8 protein-coding genes are annotated in these 15,091 nt (G+C 37.2%); all 8 read right to left on the bottom strand.

All coding sequences use genetic code 11. From position 1 onward, the window contains the following. Window positions 1-13: 13 nt before the first annotated feature. Window positions 14-1,204, bottom strand: a complete 1,191-nt coding sequence (locus tag DXB54_RS08560) for a hypothetical protein (RefSeq protein WP_158578216.1) — start codon at window positions 1,202-1,204, stop codon at window positions 14-16. Beyond that, the gene (locus tag DXB54_RS08555; RefSeq protein WP_118694916.1) at window positions 1,176-4,094 is read right to left on the bottom strand and encodes a hypothetical protein; all 2,919 of its coding nucleotides are present in this window, start codon (window positions 4,092-4,094) and stop codon (window positions 1,176-1,178) included. Before DXB54_RS08555 ends, DXB54_RS08560 begins: the two co-directional genes overlap by 29 nt. Further along, complete coding sequence (locus DXB54_RS08550; protein ID WP_118694915.1) at window positions 4,095-5,741, bottom strand: TRAFAC clade GTPase domain-containing protein; 1,647 nt, start codon at window positions 5,739-5,741, stop codon at window positions 4,095-4,097. It abuts the gene before it with no gap. 20 nt (window positions 5,742-5,761) lie between these two features. After that, window positions 5,762-6,445 carry a hypothetical protein gene (locus DXB54_RS08545; RefSeq protein ID WP_118694914.1) on the bottom strand — a complete coding sequence of 228 codons (684 nt, stop codon included), beginning with the start codon at window positions 6,443-6,445 and terminating at the stop codon, window positions 5,762-5,764. Window positions 6,446-6,461: 16 nt separating this feature from the next. Continuing rightward, window positions 6,462-8,330, bottom strand: a complete 1,869-nt coding sequence (locus tag DXB54_RS08540; protein ID WP_118694913.1) for a hypothetical protein — start codon at window positions 8,328-8,330, stop codon at window positions 6,462-6,464. Window positions 8,331-8,412: 82 nt separating this feature from the next. Further along, complete coding sequence (locus DXB54_RS08535) at window positions 8,413-11,910, bottom strand: tubulin-like doman-containing protein (protein ID WP_118694912.1); 3,498 nt, start codon at window positions 11,908-11,910, stop codon at window positions 8,413-8,415. Window positions 11,911-11,996: 86 nt separating this feature from the next. Further along, window positions 11,997-14,177 carry a hypothetical protein gene (locus DXB54_RS08530; RefSeq protein ID WP_118694911.1) on the bottom strand — a complete coding sequence of 727 codons (2,181 nt, stop codon included), beginning with the start codon at window positions 14,175-14,177 and terminating at the stop codon, window positions 11,997-11,999. Beyond that, the gene (locus tag DXB54_RS08525; protein ID WP_118694910.1) at window positions 14,174-15,085 is read right to left on the bottom strand and encodes a tubulin-like doman-containing protein; all 912 of its coding nucleotides are present in this window, start codon (window positions 15,083-15,085) and stop codon (window positions 14,174-14,176) included. Before DXB54_RS08525 ends, DXB54_RS08530 begins: the two co-directional genes overlap by 4 nt. Window positions 15,086-15,091: the final 6 nt, after the last annotated feature.

The following is a 15,091-nucleotide window of genomic DNA, read 5'->3' as shown; positions in this document are numbered from 1 at the left end:
GCACAAATCCTTTCTATCTCCAGCCTAGTTCTGACAGCAAGTTAAGCCATTCTGCCGGCGTTGGATAATAGTATTTACTGTTACGCCTGGTCGAGTTATCAATGTCAAATATGTTCAGGAACGTATTTCTCAATACCTCCGGGCAATTTTTCCACAGTTCTGTCTGATATCTGTCATCCTCTATGCAATTATCCCTGTTTTCTCTGTCAAAGATAAATATAGGATTATTCAAGTATGCCTCGCACTTGTTATAACGTTTCATTTTTGAACTCTCATCGTAAGTCTCATATAATCGTCCATTATACGGATGAATATCAAAAAACAACCGAAACAGCAAAGCTGATAAGCTGTAGTTTTGTGCTGCATAATCCGGTAACAATATCTTACTCTGATTATTTTGTTTCATTTGTGTCTTAGTCTGAAACAATGCAGGCTCAGCATATGTCATAGGAAACTCTTCCGGTTCCTCAATGCATGATTTGCCATCATTTACCATGAGCATTTCTGCACTTGTATATATCATATTTGAAAAATCCAAAACAAACCATCCATTGTTGTCTAAAAAAAACCGTGACATATCAATATCATAATATTGATATCCAAATCGATTAATCTCATATATGGCATACACCGTTGAATATGCCAGCAGTCTAATCAGGCTATTCGTATAATTGCAACTATCCGGTCCGTTCGTTCGTCTTATGTCTTCCAAACAATCTTGCAAAGAGCATTTAATTGTGGATATGACCGAATCATTCCCGCATGGGAACAGCAGTGCATATAGACTCAAGTCATCTTTCACATCCTCCGAAAACACCTGATAATTATTAGTCACCATCAAATCTACATTTCTTCCGACATTCTCCGAAAGCAGCACAATATCATGCGGCCACATTATTTGAGTGCTCAGCGGAGGATTTGCAATCAGTCGCTCATAGTGAATCCTGATATACTCATCCATACCGGTTTTATAATCTTCCTTATCGCCAAGGAACCGAATTCTCTTTGCAAAATATCTCTCTTTTTCGTTCTCATCTGCCAATATGACAGATTGTCCGTTTTCCCAATGCATCTTATTCAAAATGCCATGTGACAAAAGGCTACCGTCACTGTGATAAAACGTTCTCGGGTGCATTATGCTGAAATTTATTTCATCTGCAATTTTATAATTCATATCACTCTTTCTTCTTTCTGAAAAATCCAAATAGCCCCTTATCATTTTTACCTGAACTATCATTCTTCTTCACATCAGATGTTTGCGCATGGGTATGGGACAACGGGTTTCCATAGTAATCCATTCTCTGATCGGAATCCAACATAAAATCATCCTTTTGTTTTAATTTAAATCCATGATCCATGGATGCAGGATGCGTCCCTGTATCTACTAGACTCATGCAGTCATCCTGTAGATTATCCGTCCAGCCTTGCTCTATTTGCTCGGTATGCTGCCACTGCTCGGCTTTCTTCTTATCCAGTGAAGTTATCGGTTCTTCATTTTTCGATTTGGTTACGAAAGATTCATCCCATAATTCTTCCGGAGAAACAGTCCTTTTGCCGGTACTCTTTTTAACTTCTTGTCTCGGCTCCATTTTTGCTTCTTTTGAAATAAGATTGTCCGCCAAATAATTCTTACCGGGTTTGTCCTTCACCAAATCAAGCCATATTTTAACTTGCTTAGCCAATAACCCTTTTCTACTCATGTACAATTTGGCTTCTCTTATGATTTTTTTATCCAACAATAGCAAACTATGTTTTACAATGTCCTCATTTTTTTGTTCCAGCAGAGATGGCATCTTCTTTTCCAATAGGCAAAACAAATTTTTTTGATTTCCATATAACCCGCCAATCAGCCAAAGATCAAGAGGCACAGATGCACTCCCTGCAGTTTTTTCCTTTTCCATGCATACCTGTTCAAGTTCTGCAGCCATGATACGATTAATCTTGCCGCGCTCAGTTTCAATAACCAATGCGTCATGCAATCGATATGCGCTTACAACTAATCTTGCATATATATCTCCGCCAAGTTGTGAGCTATCCATATAGCTATCGATTTCAGCACGTGTCTGGTCAAACATAGTATAAATACCTCTGTTTGAAATAGATGCCGCGATTTGAAGCCATGAACCTTTTATCGGTTTTACTGAAATTCGCATATTGTTGGCATAACTTTCAAGCATTCGCACAATATTGTCTCTTTCTTCTGCGTGCATGTCATAGTATTCTCTATAACTACCCGCAAAATAATTATTGACCCTTCCATATAGTTCTGCATCATCAACTAAATCAATATCCTTTACAAGTGAACCAAGAGCCTCATATCGAAAGCAAACTTCTGAATTTGTTTTAACGATATCGTAATTCTCCTTAAAAGAAAACCACGCAGGCGACATCATCTCCCAGAAAACAGTTCGTGCATTGTTTAGCTTCTCCTCAAGCTCCGATCCATCATCACCGCTCATGAATATAAGGGATATAACACCTTCGTATTTTCTATACAAACTAACCGTCACGCTTTTGCTAACATCATATGAATACAACTTTTCCGCAATATTCACTATCTTTTGCGATGTCTGAGGCCACCTGTCTTTTATACCGACAATCTCGCCATAAACCTCGTCCTTATCAAATTCATCATCTGCAGAATCAAGTGCATCACTTACAGCTATCTCATTATGAATTTCAAGATACTTCTTCTTTAGCACCTCAGCTGTTTCCGCCGGGACTCTATAGTATCTTGTTACCAAATCAACAATCTCTCCGATTACGGAAAGCAGATTATCCCACGACTCTACCTTCAGCCTTTCTGTTTCAAAATACTGATCCAGCGTAACCCGTGTTTTCTGATCACGCATAAGCATATTCGCATACTCAACAAATCCATCTTTGTCAAACGATGAGAGTTTACGAACCTGCTCTTCGTGAGACAGTTTAATAAACTGTTGGAAGCAATACTCCTGATATACATCTTTCAAGCCATTATAACGTGACTGTGCTACCTGTTTTGCCAAATAAGCATCTGCCTTTTCCGGTATCTTAGTTTTGCGTTTCTGGACACACATGACTAACTTCATAATGTAATCATCAAACACATTATTACCGGTTATTCCCCTTGATAAAGCCTTCACAAGATCAGGCATTGGGTTGTATGAGGAGTTCATGTTATCCGGATCAACACCCATCGAGATCTTGTGTGCTACATTAATATCTCCATCAGAAACCTCTCCGTTTCCAAATATTTCGACTATGTATCTGTCTAATTTTGCAAAATGTCCTCTCATCGCTATTTCCGGAATAATGCCCTTGTTTATGCAAGCCTCAGCTAATCGAACACCCGCATTCACATAAACTTGTTGATCGATCTCCTCTAATTCACTCAAATTAAGAACATTATTATTAACACCCTGTCCCGGAACCAGATGAAGGCGCTCATTTAGTGCATTCGGGGAAAATATCAGTGCAGCGTCAGTAGCATTACCCGCCTGATGAGAACGTGCGGTTATTTTTTTACGCAAATGAAACGGTACACCAACAAATATGCAATACAGGAGCTCACACATCTGCTTATAGGAGCCATCATATTTTACGTAGATGGAATTGTTCTCCACACCGCTGTTAAATCTATAAAAAATAGTATCAATTAATTCACGGTACTCTTGCATATCTATATCCATCTCCGGGAAAATAGACATAAGTGAATAATCCTCTCGTCTTGTCAATTCCATATTCTGGATAGACTGTACCTCACTAAGTGAACTCTTAAAGTTACTTTCATCTAACGTAAGAAACGTATTCGGTTCAGCTATGACATTATCATTCCATGGAAATATATAGGCATGAGAAAAAGACGTACTTCTGTTTTGTACATCACTCAAACCATATTGGATCTTATAACAATACACCGCTAAATCGTCACAATATATCCCATACGTGCTAAGGTCTGGGGTTTCTAAAAGAAATTTTGTTTCTGCCTGACAATTTCGGTTCAACAAATCCGTACATCTCTTAGCAACTCTATCATCTTCAATTGTATTAAAAAGCACCTGCCAACCATTGTCGTGGCCATAACAGCATTGCCATACATCTTTAATCTGCATTTACACCCCACCATTCATCTTCCATTCACCTTTATAAGCAAATGACTGATCGCTGTAAGCGTCATAATAAAAAGCAATACCACAGCACTTACACCTGCAATTAACCTCCACATCTACCAACACTTCTTCTTTTTTTGAAATAAAATGAAGTTTCTTTGTTTCAACCTCTTTCTTAATCTGTATGTTCCACGATCTATGAGACACAAATGCATCTCTCTGATGACAATATGGGCATTCAGCTTCATTCGAACATATGAGTCCAACCTGACTAAGCATCCATAAAATTGGTTCCTCAATTCTTCTGGCCTGTATATGTCCGCTAACCTTCTTATCAGCCATCACCTCAGCGTTAAGTCCCAATGCAGTAATCCCGAAAAATTTATAATTCGTATATCCCGTGGATAATTGCTGCATGGTCGCCTTATCATTATGCGCTATAAATTCAGCCATAGCTCTATCATAAGCCTTGTGCGCTTGCATATTGAATATCTGCTTATTCAAATAGGTACCTTTTATTTCCTCACCGGTATAAGGGGTTGATATATAATCTATTAACTCCCGACTCAAATATTCAGTAATTCCATCCATTTTTGATACGCACACTGCAAGCGGTTTATCATACTTATGATCGCTTTCCATTATAACGCTATGTATGTTCTCTAAGGCATCACTCGGCTTCTGTATATCTTCCTGATTGTTTGAACTTTCAAAAAATTGTGTCCCTTGTATTGACTCAAACTGCTTAGGATCAATGAGAAGAATTATGCCATCTGATTTCTTAATAAATGGCGCAAAATCCTTTACTGACTGAGCCTTTGCATTTTTAAACACCTCTCCTGCGATATCGTACATTACAATCGTGACAGTTTCTTTACTATTATTCTCACTTGTCCGCTCTATATTGTAAATAAGAGGCTGCTCAAATCGTCCCTCAGCAGTCGGCGGCGGTAAAGGCATTCCTTCTTTTACCCTGTTATTTTCCAAAAATTGTGTTATGGATGCCGTCGATTTAATGGCAGTCAATCCACATTCCGTCGCATAATCTCTGAATCCGTTCATAAACTGCGACAAGAACACAGTCTTCCCCGCACCAACAATACCAATAACCGATATAAACTCTACCGGGTACAATCCATATACATCCGGTAATGGATTATGGCAAAATGGGCAGACACGCATGGATGTTTGAGATTTATCTCCATCAACAAGGCGTATACTTGTTACCATATTTTTTAGTTCCGGATCACGTATCAAATAGTCTCCATTTTTTTGCTTTACCAGATGTTTTTGATGCTGTATATCTGAAGGATCAATGACCTTTCTATACATTAATTTTTTATTGCGATCTTTATTGACCGAGTCGACTTCGGTTGTTGTACCGCCAAATTTTTTCCAAAATGCGTCATACTCCTTATCACTTGAAACTGGATTGTAAAAACTGGATTCCTTATACTCATGTACAATTTGGGCAACTGCAGCCTTATCCTCGTCTCCATAAGACATCTCCATTTCACTTATACTGTCAAACAACTGCCCATCAGGACCTGCAATTTTCCTTGCTCCTGTGTTTACATATGACGATCTGAAATGCACCTGATTATCATTAAATTCTCTAAAACAATAAGGGCATGTTATTTTTATCGCCATGTTTGTGTACCTCCTTATCTTTAGTCAATCTTAACCTGCGACGATACGCTCTCTACTAACGGTCGTGGCATATTATCATTCACTTTATTTATATATATCTCTCTGTGGTCAATCATCTGCTGTGTGATTGGTATCTTGTAATTACCAATTCGATAGTATATCAATCCATCTATGTAACCACTTGAGAATTCAGGTCTGAATGATATTTTATAATAGCTTTTATCAACCGATTTTCTCCCGAATAACCCAGAAGAAGTCTGTACCCTCCGTGTTTCTTCAGTCACCGCTACCTTTATTCGCATTTCACTTTCAGCATATACGGAATAATCCGTACTTCTCGGAAGATAAACATAAGTAGTATCCCCTTCTGTCCGCATTGCCAAAACCAAATATCCGCGTCCCGGAATATGAAGCTGCGTACCATTATTCTTCGATTTATCAGCAACAGTTAATGGCTTTACATATATGCCACTACCGATATCCGAATACACAGCGTAAGGAATATCTTCATTCACTCGATTTAATAGTTTTACTAACGAAGCGCCGAAGTTAGACAATAACCGTACATCTACACTTCCAATAGGTACACATACAACCAAAGTGTCAGCCTCACTGGATGAATCCCATTGTATCAGCCCATCTGAGCTGATCCTGATGCTATTACAATAATACTTTCTGTCATATTCTCTTAGTTCATAAGACATGGCGATTCTCCTCCTTTCAGCCAACAGCAATTTCTCTATCATCAACCGTATACACTTCTACAGACTCTATCACATCGCTTATTCCTGAATCATATATTTCATATCCGGTTGCGCCGATAATTTCTTCCAAAACCTGAGCCAGTTTTGTATCTTTCTTGGTTATAACCATAGAAAGTCCTGGAGCATTAAGTTCTGTAATCGTTGACATATACTGCCTGTTTGTAAGTTCAGCATGAAGGCTTCTCCATATGTAATCGCTTGCTTCTGCTTCACCTTCACTTATCATCTTCTGCACTAATCCAAACATGTCGAAATTGAATACAGAAAGTTGTGTAAGATCTTCCAGTATACTATCAATCTCGTTTAAAATTGCACCTTCATCAACTGTACGATACAATTTCTTTATTCTATTCAAGTTCCCACTTTCTGCTGAGTATTTGCATACTTCATCACTTATAAGGTCATATAATTTTTTATCTTTCGGCTCTGGTATGGTTGCAAGCTCACGCAACAACTCATTGATAATATCAACGCATTTTGAAGCTTTATCGCTAACCTCACGCATAGTTTCCATAAAAACTTCTCCGGATCTCGGATTTATCGCCACATAATGATGTAATACTTGACTCATCTTATCGCATAACCTTGCATCCGGATTCCAACGTACTACGTTGTTATTTATGTTTTCTTCAATAAGCCTGTAATTATCTTTAATAAATGCAAGCTGATATACATTCATATTCCGTATCAATAGGCTGCGATAGCTGTCCTTAACTCTACTTCTAAGCGTCGTTTCATTTACTTCTTTTACAATACCATCACTTATTACATGAGCTAATGCACTCCAGCCTCCCAAGGTCAGATTATCAATCTCACGCTCTGTCATTCTGATATCAATATCTGAATCCAGCCTTTCCTCACTTTCTCTCGGCAAAAGCGGTAGCAACGCACCTAGATTAATTTCTTTGCTTTTAACAATATTCTCTAATTCCTCAAATTTACAGTCATCAGATAAACCCAATAATGATGTCATATCATCCGGAATAGAAAATGTAGTTCTAAAATCCTCACTATCCTTCATGTCATATATTCGCTTTAATAAAGTTTCAACAACAGCGGTAGCCATGGTGTTATAATCTTTTTCCATCTTCGAATATTTTACAGTAAGAATCTCTCCACTACTAAATACTCCACCATCATGTCTGCCATCATCAGAAAGAGCGATCAACGTTCCAATTAGGCGATACCGATCATCGTTCTGAGGAATCAGCGTTCTATTATTCCGAAAACGATTACTAAGAATAAAATTAGAAACTCCTTCTCGACAGCAACCGTCTTTCAACTTCTTTTTTATTTCATTTGCTGTACTCTTTCCTCTCTCGTTCAGCAAATGAAACACAGCAAACCTAATCTCATAGCCAGTATCCAGCAAGGATTGTCCTATCGAATCTACTAATGTAAACAGGCATTGAACCTGCTCATTATTTTTTAAATCACTGGAATCGTATACAAAATATGACAATAATCTACTGCTTGACTGCATATCATTCGATTCATTGTACATGCTATCGATTTCCTCTATAAGATTTACAGTATTTTGCTTGGTTGAATCCATATCTATACAATTTATATCTGTGATATCTGCTATTGTAAAATCGTCTATATAAAAGAAACGAAGCACATCTAAATATGCAGGCCAAAATAACTTCAACTTGTCTCTTAATTCCGCGAAATGAGCAAATGCTTTTTCTCCAGCAAGAAAAACGCAAACCGGAAAGTAAGGTCTTCCACCTCTCATCTGAATTTCATTTCTCTGTCTTTTTACTAGTTTATCTTTTGTCGATGCTAACCGTTCACCAAGAAGGCACTCATCATTTCTTTTCATGCTTCACTTCTCCTTTTGTACAGAAATCTCGTCTACCTGATATTATCTTGCAGGCAGACAAGATTTCCTTCTAAAGCTGAGCTTACTGCTCGACTTCTATATCATACTTCATGCATTGAGTCTTAAAACGTCTCATGGTTTCTTTCAAAAATTCTTTTATTTCCTCTTTATCCCCAGTATGGTTACCATTAGCATCTGACAGCCATACTTTATAATTTTTGTTAGAAAATGTTTTTGTAAGCTCAGTAACTATCTCCGCCACCTTTTCGTCGCTACCATTGATAACCTTGTTCGACATCTCTTTCATAATATTCTTTGTCTTTGAATCCAAGGTTATAAATGTCTTATATACCTGATAAGGAAGGATATCGTTATATTCAAACTCATCATCCATTTTTGAAAGACATATGGTTTCATCCTCAATGCCGTCTTCATCAATAGGTGTGAATTCACCAGTTGATTTGCCAAGTTTAATTACTCCCGTAAACAGCGCATTAAAGAAGATTACCTTTTCTTTGTCAGCTAATTTACTTAAAGTTGCATCAACAGATTTAATTTTCTCTTCAAGTTCAGTCAATGTTTTATTGCCATTTTCCAGTTTCTTTATACTCTTTTCCGCCTCCATCAGCATAACAGGCGAATAGCAAATCATATCGCGCAAAAGTCTATTAAAATCAGTTTCAGTTGTTGTCTTTCCTACGACAGCAATTGAATATTGAGTTTCATCACAATACTCTAAATCAGAACTATGTACTCTAAGTTTGTCCACTCTGTCTAATAATTCATCTCTTTTCTCCCTCATAGCAGTAGCTGACGTTTTCTCGTCACCATAATAATGTTCCACATCATTCTTGAGCAGATTGAGCTCTTCATCATAGTTGTCATTCACTATGAATAATGTTCTTTTATAATTACCTTTATCCTTACATAATTGATACTTCTCTATACCACTGTATATCTGTAGAATATGATTACGCCTTTTCACTGCCATATCAGGCAATTTCTTATCATCCTCTATTCGATCAATAGGTGTCAAAAATGGCAAATCTCTCCAGTCGCAAAAACCGATGTTTAAGCATCCTTTTCCCTCATAATAATGAGTTCCTATTCGTGTAGAACTATAATACTGTCTTTCAACTTCGCTAATATCCTTGCATGCACTCATTGGGAAGGCCATTCCACTCGTAAGGAATAATATTCTATCCTTAGTTTCAACCTCTGCAAGTTTAATTTTTTGATTAGAACTAATGAACGTATTTGCAGCGTTTTTTAATGATATAGCACCATCTGGCACAGATAGTCTACACATATCTCCTATATCTCCCGGACATACATTATTGTCTTTAGAGAATAACGGAGCCGAAGCACTATACATATCTCTTAGCCAGTCGGTTTCTATCCTTTTCGCTATCTCTACCATATTATCGGTGTCGTATGCAATTTCTAAAAAATTTTCTATTGTCTTGTCTGCAAAGTCGCGGAATATACCGTTATTCCCTACAAAATATCCCGTTACTACTCTTGCAATCTGTGTATCCGATTTCCATGCTTTTTCATCTTTTATCAGAGCTTCAATTAACTGCTTAAATACTGTAGATGGTGTTACCTTGCGAAGTTCTCCTATCAATGCCTGCTGTAGATTTGGATCCTCTATATTTATAAGTGCTTTTTCAAATCCCTTTACCTCATCAAATATAGTACCATTTGCTAGTACCGAAGAATTATCCTTAAATGTTTCTCTTAGGTTTTTAAATGTTTGTGAAAGAACACTATAATAATTTGAACTCATATTCCTAACCTGCAACTTAACACTATTTAACAACTCATCCATATACATATATGATTCATCAAGATATTTTTGTTGCTCCAAATCATACGTTTTATTCACATATGTGTTATACCTGACACCACGATTAATTAAATTATGATCATCCCATCCTTTCTTTGCATCATTCCACGCATCTTTCTTACCCTTTGTATGAGTTCTCAGGCTATTGAGTTTTTCCGTATTGGTAGTAATGAGTCCACTAATCACATTATCAATACTAAATTCATTAGCGCCATTCAAAATATTAAATCCAAATACAGGACCTCTGTTTATATCAGTAATAACTGTGTACATGATTTTTTTAACTCTGCTAATCAACGAATCACGATTTTTAGCATCCAACAATCGTTCCTTATTTTTTGCTAATATTCCCTTTTTCTCTGAAGTTTGTCCTTCGTAAAAATACACCATCTCCTGATCGCCGTTCTTTTCCATCTGGCTTGCACTTCCGTCCCATTGCTTGTATGCTTCTTTTGAATCCCCCTGTAGGGTTGCATACAAAGCATCATATACTCTGCTCTGTATATCTTTGTCACTCTTATCTTCACCGAAAACGCCTACTGTAAAATTCCATACATCACTTTCATCCGGAATATCTTTACCCACCTGAGAGAATCTTTCAAACAGCCTGGTTGCAAGATAAGTGTTGATTTCTTTTAGAGGAACAATGGCACTTGAAGCTCCAATTGATAAATATCCTACATAATATCCATAATATCTTTCTTGCTCTGCTGTTCGTTTCAACATTGGCAGATTATTCACATGTTGCTTCATAGTAAAAGTCCCAGGTGCACCTTTTACCAAAAATTCAAAAACATATTCGCTAGTAACTCTCATAGCATAATTATATGCATCTTCACGCACATTTCCATTGTTATCTAATGCTGATATAAGATGACAGAAATCAACAGGGTTTCTATTCCACTCTATAAGTTTCCCACCAGTATATTCTTGCATGAATTTACCATGATTATTTTCAAGATTCATACAATAATCAAGTTCCTGCATAGCAGCGTAGCCATTAACGCGAATGTACTTTTTAACCCTTTCTGTCCGAACATGTGATACGTTTACATCCGGCATAAAAAAATAACCACAAGTATAGGACTTCTTTTCGCCTTTTAAAATTTCTCGAACCATATAGCATACATCAAGGAATGTACCTGATCCTGTTCCTCCACCCATGCCAGAAAAAATATGAACAGCAACCTCTGGATTTTCTAGTCCTACTTTTGCATCTGAAATCATATTTTCAAGATTAGTCATAAAATCCGCAGCTCTTGTCATTAGCATAAATCTTCCCACCTGACGCACACCACCAGCTCCAGCTCCATCCAGCTCTGTTTGTTCTATATCGTCGGATACCCAATTATATTGCGTAAAAACATCACTTGCTTTTTTTATATCCTCTATTCTTATACCTGAACCAGCTAGTGTAAATGCTTCATCTTCACTGAGTGAAAGGGTTTTTATTGATTTCTTATTGTCAGATTCCTCTTCCTTGGAAGCATTTGCATTATCAGCGTCAACTCCGAGGAATCGTATATGTCTATATCTGGCAACGGTTGCATCTTCGCCACCATCAGGCTCGATTCGACTATATACCTGTGTCTTTATTTCTCTGATACAATCAACCCCTGTACCGCCCAAGCCTATCAGAATTGATACCGTATTTTCCGCCTGCTTTGCCTGCTGCTTAAGGGATATAATTCCTCCCCCCATTGAAAGTGCTAAGTTGTTAATAATCGCCATCTTTGTATCCTCCTTGTGTTTTTATACATCTTTTGAAAAATTAAATTCATTTATTGAATGAAAGTTTTTTAAGTGAACTTTCAATTCTATTTTATATATCGCAACATTGTCACCATCTTCTCGATAGTCTGATATGCTTTTTCAATTATGGTTATACTCTTTTGAGCATTTAAAAGCATGACCGGTGAATAACACAGTTCGTCTTTCGCTATTCTCATAAAATCATCATCGTTGTATAACTCTCCTGTAATTATGAGCTCATAATCCGTATCTTCGTAGTAATCTTTATTACTAAGTCCGTCCCGAATCTCTGATATTTTTTGTATAAGCATGTCTTTTCTACTAAGAAGCCCTTTATGCTTATCTATACCGACATCTGCATCAGCTGACTCGCTTTGTTCTTTAAGTGTTTCAAATTCATTGACACAGGCAAGAGCCTCATCGGATACCCTGTGTAATTCACTTTCTAATTCAGTTTTTACGCATAACAAGCGTAATCGGTAACCATCTGTCACTGAGTAAATGCCATACTTGAGAACATCATCACACGTTTTTATACTTGCCTTAACGCTTTCACACATAATATGCGGCAAACGGTCAAGTTTATCTTCAAACAACGATACAGGTGTAAGTAATGGTAGTTTTCTCCAATCACTAAATTCTGTATCAAGTCCCGTGCTCTCATAACTATGTGCACCAATGAGTGGAACGTTGAAGTATTCTCTCTCTACCTCGTCCAACCCCATAAGTGAACAGATTGGGAATCCGGCTGCATATGTCAAGCACGATAGTCGATCTTTTGCTCCTGTTACAGCAATTTTTGTGTCAAAGTTAACTTGAATATATTCATCTGCAGCTCTTTCTAATGATAAAGCATCAATCGGAACCGACATTCTGCATAATGTTGCAATAGTCCCCTCATAAACTTTGTTGTCCTTATAAACTAGCGGTACTGCCGAGCTATGCAAATCACTTAGCCAGTCGGTTTCTATCCTTTTCGCTATCTCTACCATATTATCGGTGTCGTATGCAATTTCTAAAAAATTTTCTATTGTCTTGTCTGCAAAGTCGCGGAATATACCGTTATTCCCTACAAAATATCCCGTTACTACTCTTGCAATCTGTGTATCCGATTTCCATGCTTTTTCATCTTTTATCAGAGCTTCAATTAACTGCTTAAATACTGTAGATGGTGTTACCTTGCGAAGTTCTCCTATCAATGCCTGCTGTAGATTTGGATCCTCTATATTTATAAGTGCTTTTTCAAATCCCTTTACCTCATCAAATATAATACCATTTGCTAGTACTGAAGAATTATCCTTAAATGTTTCTCTTAGGTTTTTAAATATTTGTGAAAGAACACTATAATAATTTGAACTCATATTCCTAACCTGCAACTTAACACTATTTAACAACTCATCCATATACATATATGATTTTTCAAGATATTTTTGTTGCTCCAAATCATACGTTTTATTCACATATGTGTTATACCTGACACCACGATTAATGAAATTATGATCATCCCATCCTTTCTTTGCATCATTCCACGCATCTTCCTTACCCTTTGTATAAGTTCTCAGTCTATTGAGTTTTTCCGTATTGGTAGTAATGAGTCCACTAATCACATTATCAATGCTAATATCAACGCTAAAATTATTTGCACCATTCAAAATATTAAATCCAAATACAGGACCTCTGTTTATATCAGTAATAACTGTGTACATGATTTTTTTAACTCTGCTAATCAACGAATCACGATTTTCAGCATCCAACAATCGATCCTTATTTTTTGCTAATATTCCCTCCTTCTCTGCAGTCTGATCCTCATAAAAATATACTATTTCCTGATCGCCATTTTTTTCCATTTGCTTTGCAGTACCGTCCCATTGCTTGTATGCTTCTTTTGAATCCCCCTGTAGATTTGCATACAAAGCATCATATACTCTGCTCTGTATATCTTTGTCACTCTTATCTTCGCCGAAAACGCCTACTGTAAAATTCCATACATCACTTTCATCCGGAATATCTTTGCCAACTTCGGAAAATCTATCGAAAAGCCTGGTTGCAAGATATGTATTTATCTCCTTTAAAGGAACAACCGCACTTGAGGCACCAATTGTTAGGTATTTTATATTATAGCCAAAGCTTTTATGTTCTCTTTTTTCAGATACTATAGGCGATAAGCGATATAAAAACGAAAACACATTAAACCCTGGTACTGATTTTTTGATGAATTCAAGCGCATACTCACTCGTCACCTTCATTGCATAATTGTATGCATCCTGACGAACATTCCATTGTTATCCTGAGCTGATATTAAGTGACAATAGTCAACAGGTGCGCGATCCCAATCTATTAACTTACCACCAGTATACTCCTGTCTAAATTTCCCATGATTTTTTTCAATATTCATGCAATAATCAAGTTCTTGTAACGCTGCATAACCGTTCTGTTGAATATGCTTTTTTACATTGTTTGATTGAACATGAGCAACATTTACATCCGGTGTGAAAAAATATCCACACATTTCTGTGTTGCACTCAGCCTTCAATATTTCACGCAACATGTAACACACATCCAAGAATATACCTGAACCTGTTGCGCCACACAATCCTGAAATGATATGAATTACAACTCGCGGATTACATAATCCACGTTTTGAATCTGCGATTACGTTTTGCACCCTAGCCATAAACTTGTCAGCTTTCGCCATAATTAGAAATCTTCCCTCTTGGCGAAGACCGCTCGGTTCATAATCATCCAATCCTATCTGATCTATATGATCGGATAACCATGCATACTGTGTGAACACATCACCGGCCTGCTTCACAGCTTTTAGCATTATTCCTGAACCCGCCAATGCAAACATCTCACTCTCGAACAGAGGAAGGCAATTACACCTACTATCCTCGTCACCAATGGAATGGAACGACATTATATCATGATCAACTCCCAAAAAACGAATATGCTCGTATACAACTTTTCCATCATTAGTAATCAAATCCGGCTCTATTCGGTTATATACCTGAGTCTTTATCTCACGTAAGCAGTCAACACCAGTACCACCGAGACCTATGAATATATTTACAATATTCTCCTCCTGCTTGGCTTGTTGATTATATGAAATTATTCCACCACCTTGTGATAACGCAAGGCTTCTAATTAGTGCCATTTATTT

The organism is Coprococcus sp. OM04-5BH, assembly GCF_003482105.1.
Classification (GTDB): Bacteria; Bacillota; Clostridia; order Lachnospirales; family Lachnospiraceae; genus Coprococcus.
Note: the sequence above shows the minus strand (reverse complement) of the source record. Positions and strands in the feature narration are given on the sequence as shown.